Here is a 20,515-nt window from a genome sequence, read left to right on the forward strand (position 1 = left end):
GGAGGGCCGATCCATGCCTGAGACAGCCGCCGTCGTCGATACCGCGATGGGGCCGCTGAACGCGGTCCTGTGCACACCCGGCGGGACGGCCGGTCGCACGGCCGGCCCGGCCCGGGCCGGCCTGGTGCTCGTCGACGGCTCCGGCCCGGCCACCCGCGACGCCTGGCAGGGCGTGCCGAGCTGGCTCGCCGACCGCGGGATCGCCACCCTGCGCCACGACAAGCCCGGCTGCGGCGGGTCCCCCGGCGACTGGCGCGAGCAGTCCTTCGCCGACCGCGCCGCCGAGGCGCTCGCCGCCCTGGCCACCCTGCGCAAGCAGGCAGGGGTCGAGCGGGCCGGGCTGATCGGCTACAGCCAGGGCGGCTGGGTCGCGCTGCTCGCCGCGGTCAACGCCCCCGACCAGGTCGACCACGTGGTGACCCTGGGCGGGCCGTTCGTCGGCGTCGAGGAGCAGGAGCGCACGCTGCTGGCCCGGGTCATGCGCCGCACGGGCCTGTCTGAAGACGCGGTCGAGGCCGGGCTGGCCTGGGCCGACGAGCGCGCCGCCCGGCTCGCGGCCGGCGCGGACCCCGCGCTGGTCCACGCCGAGCAGGCCCGGTTCGCGGGAGAGCACTGGCACGCCGTGGTTTGCGGCCCGCCGTACGACACCCCGCAGACCCTGGCGTTCTTCGCCCGCACGCTGCCGTTCGACCCGCCGTCGCTGCTGCCGTTCCTGCCCTGCCCGATCATGGCGTTCTTCGGCGCCGACGACGAGCACGTGCCGGTCGAGCGCAGCCTCGAGGTGCTCGGCGCGCGGCTGCCCGCCCGGCACCGCGGCCGCAACGGGATCGCGGTGCTGCCCGGGGTCGGGCACATGCTGCACCCGGAGCCCCCGCGCCCCGGCATTGCCCTGTTCGATCAGCTGTCCCCGGGGTTCCTGCCCCTGCTCGGCGACTTCCTGGAGCGGGTCGCCCCATAGTATTCACCGGGATCTGTGTGGGCCACCCACATAGCTACGTGCCCGACGCCACTTCTAGCGTGTCGAACACCGCCAGCAGGCGCTGGCCTTAACAGGGCGTTCACACGGAGGAAGCGTTGATCAGGCAGACAAGCGCGCCGCGGCGGGTGTTGTTCGCGGCGCTGGGAGTATCGCTCGCCGCCACGTTCACGTCTGCGTGCAGCAGCCCACAGCAGGCGGCCCAGGAGCCGGCCGGGGACGGCGCGCCGATCAAGGTCGGGCTCGTCTACTCGCAGACCGGGCCGCTCGCGAGCTACGGCAAGCAGTACATCGAGGGCTGGAAGGCGGGCCTCGCCTACGCCACCAAAGGCACCGGCAAGGTCGGCAACCGGCCGATCGAGGTCAAGGAGGTCGACGACGCCGGGGACGCGGCCAAGGCGGTCTCGGCCGGCAAGGACCTCATCGGCCAGGGATACAAGATCCTCGCCGGCAGCACCTCGTCGGCCGTCGCCGGGCAGATGGCGCCGCTCGCGACGCAGAACAAGGTGCTGTTCATCTCCGGGCCGGCCGCGACCGACGCGATCACCGGCATCAACAAGTACACCTTCCGCTCCGGCCGGCAGTCCTACCAGGACGTGCTCGCCGCCAAGTCCTACCTGCCCGCTCCCTCGGGCAAGAAGGTCCTCGTCTTCACCCAGGAGGGCGCGTTCGGCAAGTCCAACACCGACGCGGTCAAGGCGGTCGTCGGCGGCGCCGGCGCCACCGTCGACGCCCTCGCGGTGCCGGCCAACGCCACCGACTTCACCGGCTTCGCGGTCCAGGCCAAGAACGCCAAGGCCGACATGATCTTCGTCGCGTGGGCCGGCACCACCGCCACCGCCATGTGGCAGGCGCTGGACCAGCAGGGCGTGCTCGGCTCGACGATGGTGGTCACCGGCATCGACCAGCGGGCGTCCTGGCCGACGTTCGGCGCGGCCGGCTCGAAGATCTCGCTGCTGGCCCACTACTTCGACGGCGCCAGCGACAACGAGGCCGTGGCCGCGCTGCGCAAGGGCGTCGAGGGCGGCAAGGTCGACCTGTTCAACCCGGACGGCTTCACCGCCGCCCAGATGGTCGTCCGCGCCGCGCAGGAGGGCGGCGACGACGTCGACAAGATGGTGACCGCGCTGGAGGGCTGGAGCTTCGACGGCGTCAAGGGCAAGCTGACCGTCCGCAAGGAGGACCACGCCCTGCTGCAGCCGATGTTCCAGGGCAAGTTCTCCGGCAGCGGCGCCGACCTCAAGCCGGAGCTGGTCAAGGCGCTCGACCCGGCGGAAGCCGCGCCTCCGGTCGCGCAGATGAAGGGCTGAGCCGGTGTCCCAGGGACCGGCGCCGGTGGCCGGGGGAGTCCGCACGGACGCCCCGGCCACCGGCCTGCTCTCCACCCGCCGGCTGACCTGGCGGGTCGGCGGGGTCGCCATCGTCGACGGGGTCTCGCTCGACCTCGCCGAGGGCGAGTTCCTCGCCGTCATCGGCCCGAACGGGGCCGGCAAGACCTCGCTGTTCAACCTCATCTCCGGGCTGCGCAAGCCGTCGGACGGGTCGGTGTCCATCGACGGGCACGACGTGACCCGGCTCCCGCCGCACGGGCGGGCCCGGCGCGGGCTCGGCCGCACCTTCCAGTCCTCGTCGGTGTTCTCCTCGCTCAGCGTCGCGGCGAACGTCCGCCTCGCCGTGCAGGCCCGCCGGGGCGGCTCGATCCGCCCGTTCCCGCTGCCGGGGCGCGACCGCGACGTCGCCGAGCGCGCCGAGCGGGTGCTGTGGCGGGTCGGCCTCGACCACCGCGCCGACGCGCCGGCCGGCACCCTGGCCCACGGCGAGAAGCGCAAGCTCGAGATCGCGCTGCTGCTGGCCGGCGAGCCCCGGGTGCTGCTGCTCGACGAGCCCATGGCCGGCGTCAGCGCCGAGGACGTGCCCGGGCTGGTCGCGCTGATCCGCAGCCTGACCCGCGACGAGCGGCGCAGCGTGCTCATGGTCGAGCACCACATGGACGTCGTGCTCGACCTCGCCGACCGGGTCGCGGTCATGCACCACGGGGCGCTGCTGGTCTGCGACACCCCGGAGGTGGTCATGGCCGACCGCACCGTGCAGGAGGCCTACCTGGGGGAGAAGCTGTGAACATTCTCGAGGTCGGCGACCTGTCGGTGCGCATCGCCGGGTCGCACATCCTGCAGGGGGTCGCGTTCGGCGTCGCGCCGCAGGGCGTCACCGCGCTGCTCGGGCGCAACGGCGTCGGCAAGACCACCACGCTCAAGGCGGTGCTGGGCCTGCTGCCGCGCGGCGCCGAGATCGGTGGCGAGGTCCGCTTCGCCGGCGCGGCGGTCACCCGGCAGCCGACGTTCCGGCTGGTCCGCGACGGCCTCGGTTACGTGCCGGAGGACCGCGGCGTCTTCGCCGGGCTCACCGTCGCGGAGAATCTGCGCCTGGCCGAGCGCCCCGGCGCCGAGCCGGACTACACCCGCGTCTACGGCCTCTTCCCGGAGCTGCAGCGGCGCGGCCGGCAGCGGGCCGGCACGCTCTCCGGCGGTCAGCAGCAGATGCTGGCGATCGGGCGGGTGCTGCTCAACCCCAACCGGCTGCTGCTCATCGACGAGCCGACCAAGGGCCTGGCGCCGAAGGTCGTCGGCGAGGTGGCCGCGGCCCTGCACGCCGTCGCCCAGGTCGTGCCGATGCTGCTGGTGGAGCAGAACCTCGCGGTCGTACGCCGCCTCGCCCGCGACGCGGTCGTCATCGCCGCCGGCAAGGTCGCCTACACCGGCCCGGCCGGCGACCTGCTGAACTACACCGAGAAGACCAAGGCGCTGCTGGGCGTCGGAAAGGGAGAGCACGCATGAGTACCGTCGTGCTGCTCACGCTCACCGGGCTCGGGCTCGCGGCGCTGTACTTCCTCGTCGCCTCCGGCCTGGCGCTCGTCTTCGGCCTCGCCGACGTGCTGAACTTCGCGCACGGGCTGTTCCTGTCCGTCGGCGCCTACGGCACCTGGTGGGCGGCCGGGCACCTGCCCGGGGCCGGCGCGAGCGGCTGGGGCTTCGTGCTCGCCGTCGCCTTCGGCGTCGCCTGCGGCACCGTGGTCGCCGCGCTCGTCGAGCTCGTGCTGATCCGGCCGCTGTACCGGCGCACCATCGAGCAGGTCCTGGTGACCGTCGGGCTGTCGCTGGCCGGCGTGGCGCTGCTGCAGGCGTCGTGGGGCAGCGATCCCCGGCCGTTCCCGCGCCCGCAGTGGGCTTCTGAGCTCACCTCGATCGCCGGGGCGCGGGTGCCCAACGACCGGTTCCTGCTCATCGGCGCCGCCGCCGTGGTGCTCGCCGGGCTGCTGGCGATCCTGAAGTACACCCGGATCGGCCTCGTCATCCGCGCGGGCGTCGAGGACCGCTCGATGGTCACCGCGCTCGGCATCGACGTGCGGCGGGCCTTCACGCTGGTGTTCGCCATCGGCGGCGCCGCCGCGGCCCTGGCCGGCGCGCTCGGCGGCGTCTACGCCGGCGCGATCTCGCCGACCGGCGGCAGCTCGCTGCTCATCTTCGGCTTCATCGTCGTCGTCATCGGCGGCATGGGCTCGGTCACCGGCGCCGCCTACGCCGCGGTCGCGGTCGGCCTGCTCCAGCAGTTCGTCAACTACACCTCGTCGGGCCTCGGCGACATCTGCGTCGTGGCGCTGCTCGCGATCGTGCTGCTCGTCCGTCCACAAGGGATCACCGGGAAGGTCGCCACCTCATGACGACACAGACGGCGCGACCCGCGCGGACGGCGCCGGCGCCGGCCCGCGCCCGGGTGCCGCTGGCGCGCTTCGGCCCGCTCGTGGTGCTCGTCGTGTTCATCGCCCTGCCGTACTGCGGCCTGAAGATCCCCGGCGTGTTCGACTCCGCGGTCAACGCGCCCGGCACGTTGCAGCTGCTCGCCCTGTGCCTGGTCTTCGGCGCCCTGGCGATGGGCTACGACCTGCTCTTCGGCCGCACCGGCATGCTCTCCTTCGGCCACGCCCTCTACTTCGCCGCCGGCGTCTACGGCACCGACATGCTGGTGACCAAGGCCGGGTACGGGCTGTGGACGGCCATCCTGCTCGCCGTCGTGGGCACCGCGGCCCTCGCGCTGCTGCTCGGCGCGGTCGCGCTGCGCACCGGCGGCATCGCCTTCGCCATGGTGACGCTCGCCTTCGCGCAGGTCGCCGCGATCACCATCGGGCGCAACCCGGGCGGCGCCACCGGCGGCGAGGAGGGCCTGCCGATGTCGACCGAGCGGGTACCGGCCTTCCTGGTGGGCGTGACCAACACGGTGTACCTGTACTGGCTCGCCCTCGGCGTGCTCGTCGTCACCGTCGTCGTCGTGCACTCGATCGCCGACTCGCCGGCCGGGCGGGTGCTCGCCGCGATCCGCGACGACGAGCGGCGCGTCGGCGTGCTGGGCCTCGACCCGTACCGGTACCGGCTGTTCGCCTTCACCGTCTCCGGCGGCCTCGCGGGCCTGGCCGGCGCCATGTACGCGCTGCTCATCGGCGGCGCGACGCCGCACATCGCCGCGTCGGACCAGACCCTGACCCTGCTGGTGATGGTGGTCCTCGGCGGCCCCGGCACGCGCTGGGGCCCGCTCATCGGCGGCTTCCTGTTCACGTACCTCGACTACCGGCTCGTGGCGCTCGGCAAGTCCGACGCCGTCGGCGGCCTGCCGGGGGTGCTGCGCGGCCCGCTGTCCCAGCCCCTGTTCATCCTGGGCACGGTCTTCATCCTCGCGGTGTACTTCTTCCCCGGCGGCCTGGCCGGCCTGCGAGCACGCCTGGGCCCCCTGGCGCGATGGATCCCCGAACGCCGCTGAGGCGCGCGGTCGCTGCAGGCGAAAAATCCGGACATCTGTGATGTCCGGATTTTTCGTATTTGTCGGTCAAGCGGCATCGTGGCTCCCGGGCACACTGATAAATACGTAAATATATGGATCGCCTCCATGGTGACGCGGTGAAGTCCGGCCATAACTTGTGGCGATCGTCACCTGCACCGCCAGAGGGGGTGTGTCCCACATGGACGGTTCCGCGCTCGCCGCCCGCGGCCTCACGCGCGACTTCCGCGGATTCCGCGCGGTCGACGGCGTCGACCTCGACGTCGCCGCCGGCAGCGTCCACGCGCTCGTCGGGCCTAACGGCGCCGGCAAGACGACGCTGTTCAACCTGCTGAGCGGGTTTCTCGCGCCGAGCGCCGGGCGCATCGAGCTCGCCGGCCGGGACATCACCGGCCTGCCGCCGGAGCGCGTGGCCCGCCTCGGCATGGCGCGCTCGTTCCAGATCGCGAGCCTCTTTCCGCAGCAGACCGTGCGCGCGCACGTGGAGCTCGCCCTGCAGGGCGGCACCTCGCTCGGCTGGTCGTTCTGGCGTTCCGACAAGGTACTGCGCCGCTTCCGCGAGCGCGCCGGCGAGCTGCTGGACCGGGTCGGCCTGGCCGGCGCGGCCGGCGAGCCCGCCGGGAGCCTCGCCTACGGCCGCAAGCGGGCCCTGGAGCTGGCGATCGCGCTCGCGCTCGACCCGAAGGTGCTGCTGCTGGACGAGCCGACCGCCGGGATGGGCGTCGAGGACGTGGAGCGGACCGTCGAGCTGATCGCCGCCGTCCGCGACGGCCGGACCGTGGTCCTGGTCGAGCACAACATGAGCGTCGTCGGCCGCCTCGCCGACCGGGTGACGGTGCTGCAGGCCGGCCGGGTGCTGGCCGAGGGCAGCTACGAGGAGGTGCGCGCCGACGAGCGCGTCGTCGAGGCCTACCTGGGGAGCGCCGATGCTGCGCGTTGAAGGGCTGTCCGCCTGGTACGGCGAGGCGCGCGTGCTGCGCGAGGTCGACCTGCACGTGGCCGAGGGCGAGGTGGTCACCCTGTGCGGGCGCAACGGCGCCGGCAAGACCACGCTGCTGCGCTGCGTCATGGGGCTGCACGCCGGCCAGTCGGGCGGTGGCCAGTCGGGCAGAGTCGAGCTCGCCGGGGCCGACGTGACCCGTCGCCCCGCGCACCGGCGGGCCCGCGCCGGGCTGGGCTGGGTGCCCGACGACCGCGGCGCCTACGCCACGCTCAGCGTCGCCGAGCACCTGACCCTGCCGCCGGTCGTCGGACCGCACCCGTGGAGCCTCGCGCAGGTCCACGAGGCGTTCCCCAACCTGTACGAGCGCCGCAACAGCCCGGCCACCAAGCTCTCCGGCGGCGAGCAGCAGATGCTCGCCCTCGCCCGGGTGCTGCGCATGGGCGCCACGGTGCTGCTGTGCGACGAGCCGACCGAGGGCCTGTCGCCGCTGCTGGTCCACCGGGTCGGCGAGATCCTGCGCCGCGCCCGCGACCACGGCGTCACCGTCCTGCTCGTCGAGCAGAACCTGCGCTTCGCCACCACCATCGCCGACCGCCACTACCTGCTCGCCGAGGGGCGGATCGCCGGCACTTTCGACAACGCCGACGTGCGCTCCCGCGAGGCCGAGTTCCTCGCGCACCTCGGCATCTGACCGGAGGTACACCATGAAAAAGACCCTCGCCCTCGGGGCGGCCCTGTGCGTGACGCTCGCCGGCTGCGGCGGAGGCGGCCCGCGCGACTCGGGCGGCAGCAAGCTCACCGGCGACAAGATCGTCCTGGGCGTGCTCAACGACCAGTCCGGCGTCTACGCCCAGCTGTCCGGCAAGAACTCCGTCGTAGCCGTGCAGATGGCCGTCGAGGACTTCAAGGCCAAGTACGGCGACAAGGTGATCACGAAGAACATCACCGTCGAGACCGCCGACCACCAGAACAAGCCCGATGTCGCCAACACCCGGGCGAGCGAGATGTACGACCGGCTCGGCGTCGACGCGATCCTCGACGTGCCGACGTCCTCGGCCGCGCTGAAGGTCGCCGACGTCGCCAAGCAGGCCAAGAAGCTGTACTTCAACATCTCCGGCGCCACCACCGACCTCACCGGCAAGTCGTGCAACAAGTACACGTTCCACTACGCCTACGACACCGCGATGCTCGCCAACGGCACCGGCACCGCGGCCACCCAGGCCGGCGCCAAGAACTGGTACATCGTCTACCCCGACTACGCCTTCGGCCAGGACATGCAGAAGTCGTTCTCGGCGGCGGTCACCAAGGGCGGCGGCACGGTCGTCGCGAGCGACCCGACGCCGTTTCCCAACGACAACTTCTCCACCTACCTGCTCAAGGCGCCGACGCTGAACCCGAAGCCGGACGTGCTGGGCGCCATGCAGGCGGGCGCCGACCTGGTGAACCTCGTGAAGCAGTACAACGAGTTCAAGCTGCGGGACAAGGGCGTCGGGCTCGCCGTCGGCCTGATGTTCCTCACCGACATCCACTCGCTGACCCCGGACGCGCTGGCCGGCACCACGTTCACCGACGCCTGGTACTGGAACTTCGACGAGCGCAACCGCGCCTGGGCCGACAAGTTCGCCGCGCGCGCCGGCGGGCAGCGGCCGACCTTCGCGCACGCGGCCAACTACTCCGCCGCGATGCAGTACCTGGAGGCCGTGCAGGCCGCCGGCACCGACGACGCCGACGCGGTCGTCAAGCAGCTGGAGGGCAAGAAGGTCGACGACTTCTTCCTGCGCAACGGGGAGTTCCGCGCCGCCGACCACCGCGTGCTGCACGACGCCTACCTGGCGAAGGTCAAGCCGTCCGGCGAGGTGAAGGAGCCGTGGGACTACGAGCAGATCGTCAAGACGATCCCGGCCCAGGACGCGTTCCGCGCCCCGTCGCCGGACTGCAGGCTCTGATCCGCGATGGGTCTGCTCGGCCACACGTTCGACGGGCTGGTCGGGGGCGGCGTCTACGCGCTGCTCGCCCTCGGCCTGGCCGTCATCTTCGGGATGCTGCGGGTGGTGAACTTCGCCCACGGCGCGTTCTACATGCTCGGCGCGATGGGCGCGTTCTTCCTGCTGGATTCCTTCGGGCTCTCCTTCTGGGTCGCGCTCGCGGTGGTACCGCCGGTGCTCGGCCTGCTGGGCGTGGCGCTCGAGCGCGCCGTGATCCGGCGGCTGTCCACGCTGGACCCGCTGTACAACTTCCTGCTCACCTTCGGCCTGACGCTGATCCTGCAGGACGCGGTGAAGGCGCGCTACGGCTCGCAGTCCAACCCGTACCGCGCCCCGGCGGGGCTCGGCGGGACCGTCGACTTCGGGCTGTTCGACTTTCCGGCGTACCGGGTCTTCGTCCTCGGCGTCGCCGTGGCGCTGTGCGCGCTCGTGTGGTGGCTGCTGAGCCGCACCCGGGTCGGCGTGGTCGTGCGGGCCGGCACCGAGCGGCCGGAGCTGACCCAGGCGCTGGGCATCGACGTCGGGCGGTGGATCGCGCCGGTGTTCGGCTTCGGCGTGGCTCTGGCCGCGCTGGCCGGGGTGCTGGCCGCGCCGGTGCGGGCGGTCAACCCGCTCATGGGCGGCGACCTCATCATCGGCGTCTTCGCGGTCGTCGTCATCGGCGGGCTCGGCTCGGTGTTCGGCTCCGTCGCCGCCGGCTTCGGCATCGGCCTGCTGCAGGCGTGGAGCGAGGCCTACGCGCCGCCGCTGCTCGCCCAGACGCTCATCTTCCTGGTCATGGCGCTGGTGCTGCTGGTGCGCCCGGCCGGGCTGTTCGGCAGAGAGGAGACCGCGGCGTGAGGTGGGCGCTGCTGGCGGTGAGCGCGGCGATCGCGCTGTGGCTGCCGAACGGGCTCTATCCGGCGGTCGCCGTGGACATGCTCTGCTGGGCGCTGTTCGCGGTCGCGATCGACCTGCTCCTCGGGTACGGCGGGCTGCTCTCCTTCGGCCATGCGGCCTTCTGGGGGACGTCGGCGTACACGGCGGGGCTGATCGCGGCGCGGCTCGGCGCGCCGTTTCCGGTCGCGGTGCTCGGCGGGGCGCTCGCCGCCGCCGCGCTCGCGGTGCCGATCGGCTACCTCGCGGTGCGGCGCACCGGGATCTACTTCGCGATGGTCACGCTCGCCTTCGCCCAGATGATCTACTACGTCGCCAACGCGTGGTCGTCGGTCACCGGCGGGGAGAACGGGATGCAGAGCGTCCCGCGCGAGCTGTTCGGGCTAGACCTTTCGGACGCGTACTACTTCTACTACGCGGCGCTGCCGATCGCGGCCCTGGGCCTGCTGCTGGCGTGGCGGATCGTGCACTCGCCGTTCGGCCGGGTGCTGGTCGCGGTACGCGACAACCCGGCCCGGGCGCGGGCGCTGGGGTACGCGGCCTCGCGGTACAAACTCCTGGTCTTCGTGCTTTCGGCCTTTCTGGCCGGGCTCGGCGGGGGCCTCTTCGCGGTCGCGCACGGGTTCGTCTCCCTCGACGTCGTGCACTGGACGACCTCGGGCAAGGGCGTGGTGCTGGTCGTGCTCGGCGGGATCGGCACGCTGTGGGGCGGCGTGCTCGGCGCCGCGCTGGTCGTCGACCTGGAGGACCAGCTCTCGCAGGCCGGGTTCACGCTGATCGGGCTGGTGACCGGCGGCGTGTTCGTGCTCGTGGTGCTGCTGTTCCGGCGGGGGTTGTGGGGCACGGTCGCCGGTTTATTCCGCCGGCGGCGCCGGGTGTGACCACACCCACTTTTGAATACGAGACGGTTCCGTATCGCAGCCCTCGGGTCTACGGTGATACGGAACTGTTCCGTATCGTTTTGCGTTCAACCAGGGGGAGCAGCACCGTGGACGCAGCCACTCAGACCACACCGATCAACACCGGACATCCTCGACGCTGGGCGATTCTCGGCGTGCTCGTCATCAGCCTGCTCGTGGTGGTGCTCGACAACACCGTCCTCAACGTCGCCATGCGCACCATCGCCGACCCGCAGCGCGGCCTCGGCGCCACCCAGAGCCAGCTGGAGTGGGCGATCAACTCCTACACGCTGGTCTTCGCCGGCCTGCTGTTCACCGCCGGCATCCTGGCCGACCGGCTCGGCCGCCGCATCACGCTCACCGTCGGCCTCGCGCTGTTCGGCGTCGCGTCGCTCGCGTCCGCCTACTCCAGCTCGCCCGACCAGCTGATCTGGGCCCGCGCCCTGATGGGCCTCGGCGCCGCGGCGGTCATGCCCTCGACGCTGTCCATCATCGCCAACGTCTTCGACCCGCGCGAGCGTGGCCGCGCCATCGGCGTGTGGGCCGGCGCGGTCGGCCTCGGCGTCGCGATCGGCCCGATCGTCGGCGGCCTGCTGCTCGAGCACTTCTGGTGGGGCTCGGTCTTCCTGATCAACGTCCCGATCGTGATCGCCGGCGTGTTCCTGGTCAACACCCTCATCCCCGAGTCGCGCGACCCGAGGCCGGGCCGCATCGACATCGTCGGCGTGCTGCTGTCCATCGTCGGCCTGACCCTGCTCACGTACGGCGTGATCAAGGGCGGCGACCACGGCTTCGGCAGGATCGAGTCCTGGGGCACCCTCGCCGCGGCGGTCGTGGTGCTGGCCGCGTTCGCCCTCTACGAGCGGCGCATCGAGTTTCCGTCGCTGGACGTGCGGCTGTTCTCCAACCGCCAGTTCAGCGCCTCGACCAGCATGATCGGCCTGGTCTTCTTCGCGGCCATGGGCGTCATGTTCGTCAGCGCCTTCTACCTGCAGCTGGTCCGCGGCTACGGCCCGCTGGCCTCCGGCGCCCTGTTCGTGCCGTTCGCGGTCGCCCAGATGGTGTTCGCCCCGCGCAGCGCCGCGATGGTCAAGCGCTTCGGCCCGAAGGCGGTCAGCACCGTCGGGCTGCTGCTCGTTGCGGCCGGCCTGGCCGGGTGGATCTTCATCACGGCGACCACCCCGATCTGGATCGTGGGCGCGCTGTTCTTCGTCATGGGCGTCGGCATGGCCAACGTGATGCCGCCCGCGACGGAGGCGATCATGTCCGCGCTTCCCCGTGAGAAGGCCGGCGTCGGATCGGCCGTCAGCAACACCATCCGTCAGGTCGGCGGCGCCCTCGGTGTGGCCGCCCTCGGCGCCGTGGTCTCCTCCGTGTACCGCGACCACGTCGCCTCCGCCACGAGCGGCCTGCCGGCCGCCGCGAAGAACGCCGCCGGCGAGTCGATCTCCGGTGCGTACGGCGTGGCGCCACACGTCGGGCCCGCCGGGCAGGCGCTGATCCAGCACGCCAACGACGCCTTCATCACCGCCATGCACAACGCCGCGATCGGCTCGGCGATCTTCGCGGTCCTCGGCGCGGTCGTGGCCGCCCTGTGGCTGCCCGGCAAGCGCCCGGCGACCGCACCCGCCCCGACCACCGCCGAGAGCCTGGCGGAGGAGCAGGGCGTGCAACTCGTCACGGTCGGCGAGTGAGCGTGTGAGGAACCGGTGAGTAGCTTCGGTGTGAAAACTCGGTAACAATGGAAACCATGACGCTCAGCGTGGATGTGGCGCCTGACCAGGACCGGAAGGGTCCTGGCCGACCCCGAAGCGCCCGGGTCGACGAGGCGATCGTCGAGGCGGTATTCGAGCTGCTCAGCTCCGGCCAGAGCGCGGACGCCATCTCGATCGAGGCGGTCGCGGCGAAGGCCGGCGTTGGCAAGGCGACGATCTACCGCCGCTGGCCCAACAAGGAGGCGTTGCTCACCGACGCGGTGCTGGCGATGAAGGGCCCCCCGCCCGAGCTGCGCGGCGAGTCGGTGCGCGACGACCTGGTCACGCTGATCGGCACGATGCGCAAAAAGCGGATGGCCCAGTACGGCAAGGCCGCCGCCTGCCTCATGCCGGAGCTGTTCAAGAGCCCGGAGATGACCCGGGTGTACCAAGGGGTCATGGAGCCGCGCCGGGAGGCGATGCGCTCGGTGCTGCGCCGGGGCATCGCCTCGGGCGAGCTGCGCGCCGACCTGGACGTGGAGCTGGCCCTGCTGGTCCTGGCCGGCCCGACGCTGGCGCAGAACATGCTGCGCTGGAACCCCAACGTCCCGGACGAGCACTTCGCGGAGAACCTGGTCGACTTCGTGCTGCGCGGCGCGCAGCCCTGACCTCGGTCCGCCGCCACCCCGGCCCGGCCCGCCTCCCTCGGCGGCGCCGGGCCGCCCCATTTCCGCGCCCGTTTCCGGGGACCCCCTCAGGAGGTCTGCAGGCGGTGCAGGCGGAGGGCGAGCTGCACCTCCAGGGCGCGCTCCGGCTTCTGCCAGTCGGCGCCGAGGAGCTGGCCGATCCGTTCGAGGCGCTGGGTGACCGTGTTGACGTGCACGTGCAGGACCTCCGCGGCGCGGGCCAGGCTGCCGCCGACGCCGAAGTACGCCTCCAGGGTCTTCACCAGCGCGGTGCCCCGCCGCGCGTCGTAGTCGACCACCGGGCCGATCGCGGTGTCCAGGAACGACCGTACGTCGCGGTCACGGCCGTCGGGGGCCGAGCCCAGCAGCAGCCCGACGAACCCCAGCTCGGCCGTGCCGGCGCCGGTGCCGGTGCGGCCCAGGGCGGTCAGGGCGGTCACGCAGCGGTCGGCGTCGCGGTATGCGGCGGCGATGCCCTCGGGGGCGGTCGCCGGGCCGCCGGCGCCGGCGGTGACCGGGCGGCCCAGCAGCTTGCCCAGGTCGCGGGCGACGAGCCGGGCGGCGGCGCCGGGGGCCTCGCCGGGCAGCAGGAGCACGACGTGGCCGTCGCGGGCGGCGGCCAGGCCGGCGCGGGTCTGGGCGTACGTCTGCGCCCACGACACGGCCCGCTGGCGGATCGAGCCGCCGGCGAGGGCGTCCGCGCCGATGGCGACCACGACGTTGGGGGCGTCCAGGTCGACCCCGAGGCGCTTGGCGCGGGCGCGCAGCGCGTCGGCGTCGCGGACCGGGCGCGTGATGACGTCGTCGAGCAGCTCGCCGCGCACGCGGCCCTCGGCCTCGGCCACGGTACGGCGAAACAGCTGCAGCAGCGCGGTGACGACCGCGGCGCGCTCCAGGATGCGCTGGTCGGCGTCGACCAGCGCGCGGTCGGGGCGCAGGACGAGGGCGCCGAGGTTCTCCGCGCCGGCCACCACCGCGGCCACCCACAGCTCGCCGCGGCGCACGCTGCGGCCCTCGGTGCGCGAGGCGGCCAGGGCCTCGGCGACCGCGCTCGGGTCGGGCTGGGCCAGCTCGCCGACCAGGGCCAGGCGGCGGTTCTCGGCGTCCAGGACGAGCAGGGAGCCGCCGAGGACCTCGACCACGACCGCGGCGACGTCCTCGACGCCGGCGCCGCGCAGCACGAGCGCGGTCATCCGGTCGTGCGCGGCCGCGGCCCGCTCGACGGAGTCGCTGTGCGCGCGGATGACGCCGTTGGCGGCGGAGAGCTCCTCCAGGGCGGCCTGGGTCTCGCCGAGCAGCCGCGCGGTGTCGATCGCGACGGCGGCGTTGGCGGCGAGGGAGACCAGCAGCGAGACCTCCTCGCGGGCGAACGGGCGGGCCGAGCGGTTGGCGGCGTAGAGCACGCCGATGATCCGGGAGCCCAGCCGCAGCGGTACCCCGAGGATCGCCACCAGCCCCTCCTCGCTCACGCCGGCGTCGATGTCGCCGGTGTGCCGGAAGCGGGCGTCGCCGGGGTAGTCGGCGGTGACGTACGGGCTGCCGGTCTGCGCGACCAGGCCGCCGAGCCCGGCGCCCATCGGCAGCCGCAGCGCCTGGAAGCGGGCCGAGATCGAGCCGTCGGTGACCCGCATGTAGGTGTCGCCGCGGGTCTCGTCGTTGAGCGTCATGTACGCCACGTCGGCGCCCAGCAGCGTCCGCGCCCGGTGCACGATCGCGGCGAGCACGGCGTCGACGTCGCGCAGGCCTGCGAGGTCGCTGGCCGTGTCGAAGAGCCCGGACAGCTCCTCCTCGCGCCGGCGGCGCCGCTCCAGCAGGGCGCGCACCCGCAGCGCGACGACCTTGGCCTGCTCGAGCTCGGCGAGGTGCCCGGGCGGCAGGCCGGCGCTGCGCGCGGCGACGAGCGGGCCCTCGAACTCCACGGCGGCCGCCTCCCGGGCCAGCAGCTCGAGGTACTCCAGCATCGTCACAAGCCCTAGTGTGCGGTCCAGCCGCCGTCGATCGACAGCGAAGTACCGGTGATGAAGCTCGCGACGTCGGTGCAGAGGTAGGCGACGAGCTCGGCGACCTCGGCCGGCTCGATGAGCCGCTTGATCGCGGCGCTGGTCAGCATGATCTTCTCGACGACCTCGGACTCGTCGATGCCGTGGGTGCGCGCCTGGTCGGCGATCTGCCCCTCGACCAGCGGCGTGCGCACGTACGCCGGGTTGATGCAGTTCGCCGTGACCCCGTGCGGGGCGCCCTCGAGCGCGACGGTCTTCGACAGCCCCTCGAGGGCGTGCTTGGCGGTGACGTAGGCGGCCTTGAACGGCGAGGCCCGCAGGCCGTGCACCGAGGAGATGTTGACGATGCGGCCCCAGTTCCCGGCGTACATGTGCGGCAGGACGGCGCGGACGAGCCGGAAGGGTGCGGTGACCATGACGGTCTGGATGTAGGCGAAGCGCTCCGGCGGGAAGTCCTCCAGCGCCGCCACGTGCTGCAGCCCGGCATTGTTGACCAGGACGTCGGCGTCGAGGTGGCCGGCCAGCCGCTCTTCGATGCCGTCCTGGTCGCACAGGTCGGCGACCACGGGTACGACGCCCGCCTCCTCGGCGAGGGTCTTGAGCGGCTCCGCGTCGCGGTCGACCGCCACGACCCGCGCCCCGGCAGCGGCCAGGCGCACCGCCACGCTGCGGCCGATGCCGCTGCCGGCCCCGGTCACCAGCGCGGTGCGTCCCCGCAGGTCCAGCGAGACGACCTGGTGCGGCGAAACGGGGTGAGGCGTCGTCATGGCGGGAAACGTACGAGGCTTCGCGCGCCCGTCCCATGGGGCGCGCCCACATACCTTCACCGTAGTCGGTGTGTGTGTCGCGCGATCGGCCCTTCACGATCGTCCGATAGGGTGTCGAACACACGTATGAGGGGGTGGCCGGTGCGCGTGCTGGGGGTCGACCCGGGCCTGACCCGGTGCGGCGTGGCGGTGGTCGAGGGGCAGCCGGGGCGGCCGTGCCGGCTCGTGCACTACGAGGTCGTCACCAGCGACCCGGACGAAGACCTGGCGCTGCGCCTGCTCGGCCTCGACGTGCGCCTCGCCGAGCTGGTCGCCGAGCACCGCCCCGAGGCCGTCGCCGTCGAGCGGGTCTTCAGCCAGCACAACGTGCGCACCGTGATGGGCACGGCGCAGGCCGGCGCGGTGGCCGTCCTCGCCGCGGCGCGGGCCGGGCTGCCCGTGCAGATGTACACCCCCAGCGAGGTCAAGGCGGCCATCAGCGGCAACGGCAACGCCGACAAGAAGCAGGTGACCGCGATGGTGACCCGGCTGCTGCGGCTGGAGGTCGCGCCGCGCCCGGCCGACGCCGCCGACGCCTTAGCCTTGGCCATCTGTCACGTCTGGCGGGGCGGCGCGCGTGAGCGCCTCAGCGCCGCATTGAGGAGGGCCCGGTGATCGCGAGCGTTCGCGGCAAGGTGATGGCGGTGTCGCCCGACGGCGCGGTGATCGAGGTCGGCGGGGTCGGCCTGCTCGTGCAGTGCTCGCCGCACACCATCGCCGACCTGCGGGTGGGGCAGGAGGCCCGGCTGGCGACCTCGCTGGTGGTGCGGGAGGACTCGCTCACCCTCTACGGCTTCGCCGACGACGATGCCCGGCAGCTGTTCGAGCTGCTGCAGACGGCGACCGGGGTGGGTCCCCGGCTGGCCCAGGCCGTGCTCGCCGTGCACACTCCCGATGTCGTACGCCGCGCGATCTCCGGCGGCGACACCTCGACGCTGACCCGCGTGCCGGGCATCGGCAAGAAGGGGGCCGAGCGGCTGGTGCTGGAGCTGCGCGACAAGATCGGCGCGCTGCCGGGCGACGGCGCGGCAATGGTCGGCGTGGGCGCCGGCGCGGTCTGGCCCGAGCAGGTCCGCCAGGCGCTGGTCGGGCTCGGCTGGACCGCCAACCAGGCCGACCAGGCGGTGGCCGCGGTCGCCGAACAGCTCGACGGGCAGACCGTGCCGGCGGTGCCGGTGCTGCTCAAGCAGGCGATCAAGATGCTGGGCACGATCCGATGAGCGGTCCGGAGCGGAGCGTAGGGGCCGCTCATCCGGGGGCGCAGGTTCAGGCGCGGCGCCGGAGCGAAGCGGAGGCGTCGTGACGGACCCCTTGGTGAGCGCGTTCGCGTCCGACGAGGACGCGATCGCCGATCAGACCGTGCGGCCCAAGCGGCTCGCGGAGATCATCGGCCAGCACCGGGTGCGCGAGCAGCTCGACCTGCTGCTGCAGAGCGCCCTGCGCCGGGGCAGCCCGCCCGACCACATTCTGCTCTCCGGCCCGCCGGGGCTGGGCAAGACGACCATGGCCATGATCGTCGCCGCGGAGCTCGGCGCCGGGCTGCGCATGACCAGCGGGCCGGCGATCGAGCGGGCCGGCGACCTGGCCGCGGTGCTGACCAGCCTCCAGCACGGCGACGTGCTGTTCATCGACGAGATCCACCGCATGGCGCGGCCGGCCGAGGAGCTGCTGTACAGCGCCATGGAGGACTTCCGGGTCGACGTGGTGGTCGGCAAGGGCCCCGGCGCGACAGCGATCCCGCTGGACGTGGAGCCGTTCACGCTGGTGGGCGCCACGACCCGCAGCGGCCTGCTCACCGGCCCGATGCGCGACCGCTTCGGGTTCGTCGGGCAGCTGGACTTCTATGAGCCCGAGGAGCTGGAGCGGATCATCGCCCGGTCGGCGCGCATCCTCGACGTGCCGATCACCGAGGACGGGGCGGTGGAGATCGGCCGGCGCTCCCGCGGTACGCCCCGGATCGCCAACCGGCTGCTGCGCCGGGTCCGCGACTACGCCGAGGTGCGCGGCAACGGCGTGGTGGACCTGGGCGCGGCGCGCGCGGCGCTGACCGTGTACGACGTGGACGAGCTCGGCCTGGACCGGCTCGACCGGGCGGTGCTGCTGGCCCTGCTGCGCCACGGCGGCGGGCCGGTCGGCCTGTCCACACTCGCGGTAGCCGTGGGTGAGCAGCCCGACACGGTCGAGGAGGTCTGTGAGCCGTTCCTGCTGCGGACCGGGCTCATCGCGCGTACTCCCCGTGGCCGGGTCGCCACGGCGAGCGCCTGGCGCCACCTCGGAATTCCAGCCCCCGCTGGTACCGTCGGTGGCGGAAACGCCGCGGGCGGCTTGTCCCAAACACCCGATCTGTTCAGTCTGGAGCCGTAGCTCCTGGCCTGTCGTGATCGGCGCCCGGTGCGGGTCGATCTGGCGAAGCTCGTCGAGCCAGACTGGGTTTGTAGCGGATGCCGGTTCACGTGGTCTTTGACACACCGACTAGACTCGCCGCGATCCGCTGCGCGGACATCAGATACCTCGACAGGGAAGGCCACCAATCGTGTATTACGCCGCGGAAAGCTCGGGCGGCAGCGCACTTCCGCTTCTCGTTGTCGTTGCCTTCGCTGCTTTCGTCTACTTCCTCATGATCCGCCCGCAGCAGAAGCGCCGCCGCGAGGTCGAGAGCATGCAGTCCTCGATGGGCGTCGGCGACGAGGTGGTGACCGTCGGCGGCATGTACGGCACCGTGGTGGAGGTCTCCGACGACACCGTGTTGCTGGAGATCTCGCCGGGCGTCACCGCCAAGTACGCCCGCGCCGCCATCGGGAAGGTCAGCCGGAAGGCGCCCGTCGACGAAGACGCCACCTCCGAAGAAGGGGAGTCCGCCGGGACCGCGGACTCCGACTGAAAGTCCCGCTCGCAAGCCCGCTCTGTGAAACATTCACGCCGCGCGGACCCCGCCGGCGTCGTGTAGGGAGACCCGACAGCCGTGGCACAACCTCAGGCACCGATGCGCCCGAGCCGCCAGCTCGCCGTGCTAGCCGCCATCTTCATCGTGCTAGCCGCCATCGTATGGTTCGGCGGCAAGGGTGGATGGCGCGACCGGCTCGAGCCGAAGCTCGGCCTTGATCTGATCGGCGGGACCACGGTCACGCTGCAGGCCCAGAACCTGGAGGGCAGCAAGCCGCCCACCCAGGCCCAGATGGAGACCGCCCGTCGCATCATCGACCAGCGTGTCAACGGCCTGGGTGTCGCCGAGGCCGAGGTCGTGGTCGAGAACAACAGCAACATCGTCGTCTCCCTGCCGGGTAAGAGCGACGACCGGCTCAAGCAGATCGGGCAGACGGCGGAGCTGCGCTTCCGCACGGTGCTTGGGCAGACCGGCGACACCGGCGCGACCGACCCGTCGGCATCGCCGTCGGCCTCGCCGTCCGCCTCCGCGTCGGGCTCTGCCTCGCCGGCGGCCTCGACCTCGGCCTCCGGCTCGGCCACGCCGTCGGCGACCCCGTCGGGCTCCTCGGCCGCGCCGTCGGCGACGCCGTCGGACTCCAGCGCCGCCGCGGACGCCACCCCCACGCCGTCGGAGAGCGTGGCGGCCGACATCGCCACGCAGCGCGCGGCGGTGCAGAAGAAGCTGGGCGACAGCGTGTGGGCCGCTGCGCTCGCCGAGCAGTCCCCGGTCGACGTCAGCAAGGACGCGAGCAAGGCCGAGCTGTACAAGGGCTTCAAGAACCTGACGCCGAAAGAGGTCGCGGTGCTGCCGGCCTCGATGCAGTACAACATCCCGTTCGTCACCTGCGACAAGCTCAACCACCGGCCGGTCGGCTCGATCCGCGCAGAAGGCCAGCCGGCGGTGGCCTGCGGGCCGGGCGTGAAGTACCAGCTCGACGTCGCCAAGGTGCTGGGCACCGACGTGTCGAAGGCCAGCTCCGGCATCAACACGCAGAACGGCAAGTGGATGGTCAACCTGTCGTTCAGCAGCGCCGGGCAGAACCGCTGGACCGACCTGACCCGCGAGGCGTACAACGGCGGCACCGACAGCAAGCAGGTCGCCGTGGTGCTCGACAACGAGGTCGTGTCGGCCCCGACGATCCAGAACGTCATCCCCGGTGACGCGGAGATCAGCGGCAGCTTCACGAAGAGCGAGGCCCAGCTGCTGGCCAGCCAGCTGCAGTACGGCGCCCTGCCGCTGTCGTTCACGTCGCAGGACGCGCAGAGCATCTCGGCGACCCTGGGCAGCTCGCACCTGGAGGCGGGCCTGCTCGCCGCCGGCATCGGCCTGCTGCTCGTTGTGCTCTACTCGTTCTTCTACTACCGGCTGCTCGGCGGCGTCATCATGCTCAGCCTGGTGCTCTCCGGCGTGCTGGTGTTCATGGCGCTGATCATCCTGGGCCGCTGGATCGGCTTCACGCTGAGCCTCGCCGGCTTCGCCGGGTTCATCGTCTCGCTCGGTGTCGCCGCGGACTCGTTCGTCATCTACTTCGAGCGGCTCAAGGACGAGATCCGCGAGGGTCGCAGCCCGCGCAGCGCGGTGCCGCGCGCCTGGGTCCGGGCCCGCCGCACGATCATCTCGGCGAACACGATCACGCTGCTGGCGGCGGCGATCCTGTACTTCGTCTCGATCGGCTCGGTGAAGGGCTTCGCCTTCGCCCTGGGCGTGGCCACGATCCTCGACCTGGTGGTCGTGTTCCTCTTCCGTCACCCGATCATGACGCTCTTCGCTCGAAGCAAGGCATTCTTGTCACCGAGGGTCAGCGGCCTCGGCCGCGTGCTCGAGCAGCGTTCCACGACCGACGCGGGCGCGGCCAGCCAGGCGGCCACCCGTCGCAACCGCCCGAAGGAGGCCTGAC

Annotated in this window: 20 protein-coding genes; 18 read left to right on the plus strand and 2 right to left on the minus strand. The window is 72.4% G+C overall.

Features of this window, described 5'->3' with window-relative positions; all coding sequences use genetic code 11:
* The first annotated feature begins 13 nt into the window (after window positions 1–13).
* The 13 genes from ACGFI8_RS31965 (at window position 14) to ACGFI8_RS32025 (ending at window position 12,868) form a co-directional block, all read left to right on the plus strand.
* Window positions 14–958 carry an alpha/beta fold hydrolase gene (locus tag ACGFI8_RS31965; protein WP_392810525.1) on the plus strand — a complete coding sequence of 315 codons (945 nt, stop codon included), beginning with the start codon at window positions 14–16 and terminating at the stop codon, window positions 956–958.
* Between the two features lie 119 nt (window positions 959–1,077).
* The gene (locus tag ACGFI8_RS31970; protein WP_392810644.1) at window positions 1,078–2,286 is read left to right on the plus strand and encodes a substrate-binding domain-containing protein; all 1,209 of its coding nucleotides are present in this window, start codon (window positions 1,078–1,080) and stop codon (window positions 2,284–2,286) included.
* 64 nt (window positions 2,287–2,350) lie between these two features.
* Window positions 2,351–3,094: an ABC transporter ATP-binding protein gene (locus tag ACGFI8_RS31975; protein WP_392810645.1), complete on the plus strand. Its 744-nt coding sequence runs from the start codon at window positions 2,351–2,353 to the stop codon at window positions 3,092–3,094.
* Entirely contained in the window at window positions 3,091–3,810 is a 720-nt protein-coding gene (locus ACGFI8_RS31980; protein ID WP_392810526.1) for an ABC transporter ATP-binding protein, read from the plus strand. The genes ACGFI8_RS31975 and ACGFI8_RS31980 overlap by 4 nt, the downstream gene beginning before the upstream one ends.
* Entirely contained in the window at window positions 3,807–4,694 is an 888-nt protein-coding gene (locus ACGFI8_RS31985) for a branched-chain amino acid ABC transporter permease (RefSeq protein WP_392810527.1), read from the plus strand. Before ACGFI8_RS31980 ends, ACGFI8_RS31985 begins: the two co-directional genes overlap by 4 nt.
* Window positions 4,691–5,785 (plus strand): branched-chain amino acid ABC transporter permease, encoded by a 1,095-nt coding sequence (locus tag ACGFI8_RS31990; RefSeq protein ID WP_392810528.1) that lies wholly within the window; start codon window positions 4,691–4,693, stop codon window positions 5,783–5,785. Before ACGFI8_RS31985 ends, ACGFI8_RS31990 begins: the two co-directional genes overlap by 4 nt.
* A 199-nt stretch (window positions 5,786–5,984) precedes the next feature.
* Window positions 5,985–6,743: an ABC transporter ATP-binding protein gene (locus ACGFI8_RS31995; protein WP_392810530.1), complete on the plus strand. Its 759-nt coding sequence runs from the start codon at window positions 5,985–5,987 to the stop codon at window positions 6,741–6,743.
* A complete protein-coding gene (locus ACGFI8_RS32000) occupies window positions 6,730–7,437 on the plus strand; it encodes an ABC transporter ATP-binding protein (RefSeq protein WP_392810531.1) in 708 nt (235 codons plus the stop codon). The genes ACGFI8_RS31995 and ACGFI8_RS32000 overlap by 14 nt, the downstream gene beginning before the upstream one ends.
* A gap of 13 nt (window positions 7,438–7,450) precedes the next feature.
* A complete protein-coding gene (locus tag ACGFI8_RS32005; RefSeq protein WP_392810532.1) occupies window positions 7,451–8,692 on the plus strand; it encodes an ABC transporter substrate-binding protein in 1,242 nt (413 codons plus the stop codon).
* Window positions 8,693–8,698: 6 nt separating this feature from the next.
* Window positions 8,699–9,571 (plus strand): branched-chain amino acid ABC transporter permease, encoded by an 873-nt coding sequence (locus tag ACGFI8_RS32010; RefSeq protein ID WP_392810533.1) that lies wholly within the window; start codon window positions 8,699–8,701, stop codon window positions 9,569–9,571.
* Complete coding sequence (locus ACGFI8_RS32015) at window positions 9,568–10,488, plus strand: branched-chain amino acid ABC transporter permease (RefSeq protein WP_392810535.1); 921 nt, start codon at window positions 9,568–9,570, stop codon at window positions 10,486–10,488. Before ACGFI8_RS32010 ends, ACGFI8_RS32015 begins: the two co-directional genes overlap by 4 nt.
* Before the next feature lie 107 nt (window positions 10,489–10,595).
* Complete coding sequence (locus tag ACGFI8_RS32020; RefSeq protein WP_392810536.1) at window positions 10,596–12,200, plus strand: MFS transporter; 1,605 nt, start codon at window positions 10,596–10,598, stop codon at window positions 12,198–12,200.
* A 56-nt stretch (window positions 12,201–12,256) separates the two neighbouring features.
* On the plus strand, window positions 12,257–12,868 hold the full coding sequence (locus ACGFI8_RS32025) for a TetR/AcrR family transcriptional regulator (protein WP_392810537.1): 612 nt from the start codon (window positions 12,257–12,259) through the stop codon (window positions 12,866–12,868).
* 86 nt (window positions 12,869–12,954) lie between these two features.
* Here the strand turns inward: ACGFI8_RS32025 and ACGFI8_RS32030 are convergent, their stop codons facing one another.
* Complete coding sequence (locus tag ACGFI8_RS32030) at window positions 12,955–14,847, minus strand: helix-turn-helix domain-containing protein (RefSeq protein WP_392810646.1); 1,893 nt, start codon at window positions 14,845–14,847, stop codon at window positions 12,955–12,957.
* An 11-nt stretch (window positions 14,848–14,858) separates the two neighbouring features.
* Entirely contained in the window at window positions 14,859–15,653 is a 795-nt protein-coding gene (locus ACGFI8_RS32035) for a 3-hydroxybutyrate dehydrogenase (RefSeq protein WP_392810538.1), read from the minus strand.
* A gap of 141 nt (window positions 15,654–15,794) precedes the next feature.
* On the opposite strand from ACGFI8_RS32035, the gene ruvC reads away from it, so the two are divergent.
* The 5 genes from ruvC (at window position 15,795) to secD (ending at window position 20,514) form a co-directional block, all read left to right on the plus strand.
* Entirely contained in the window at window positions 15,795–16,307 is a 513-nt protein-coding gene (ruvC, locus tag ACGFI8_RS32040; RefSeq protein ID WP_392810539.1) for a crossover junction endodeoxyribonuclease RuvC, read from the plus strand.
* On the plus strand, window positions 16,304–16,912 hold the full coding sequence (gene ruvA / locus ACGFI8_RS32045; protein WP_392810540.1) for a Holliday junction branch migration protein RuvA: 609 nt from the start codon (window positions 16,304–16,306) through the stop codon (window positions 16,910–16,912). Before ruvC ends, ruvA begins: the two co-directional genes overlap by 4 nt.
* Before the next feature lie 79 nt (window positions 16,913–16,991).
* Window positions 16,992–18,056, plus strand: coding sequence for a Holliday junction branch migration DNA helicase RuvB (ruvB, locus tag ACGFI8_RS32050; protein ID WP_392810541.1), 1,065 nt, complete (start codon window positions 16,992–16,994; stop codon window positions 18,054–18,056).
* Window positions 18,057–18,225: 169 nt separating this feature from the next.
* Window positions 18,226–18,573, plus strand: a complete 348-nt coding sequence (gene yajC / locus ACGFI8_RS32055) for a preprotein translocase subunit YajC (protein ID WP_392810542.1) — start codon at window positions 18,226–18,228, stop codon at window positions 18,571–18,573.
* Window positions 18,574–18,654: 81 nt separating this feature from the next.
* The gene (gene secD / locus ACGFI8_RS32060; RefSeq protein WP_392810543.1) at window positions 18,655–20,514 is read left to right on the plus strand and encodes a protein translocase subunit SecD; all 1,860 of its coding nucleotides are present in this window, start codon (window positions 18,655–18,657) and stop codon (window positions 20,512–20,514) included.
* The last annotated feature ends 1 nt before the right edge of the window (window position 20,515 follow it).

Source organism: Dactylosporangium sp. NPDC048998 (genome assembly GCF_043197855.1).
Taxonomy (GTDB): Bacteria; Actinomycetota; Actinomycetes; order Mycobacteriales; family Micromonosporaceae; genus Dactylosporangium.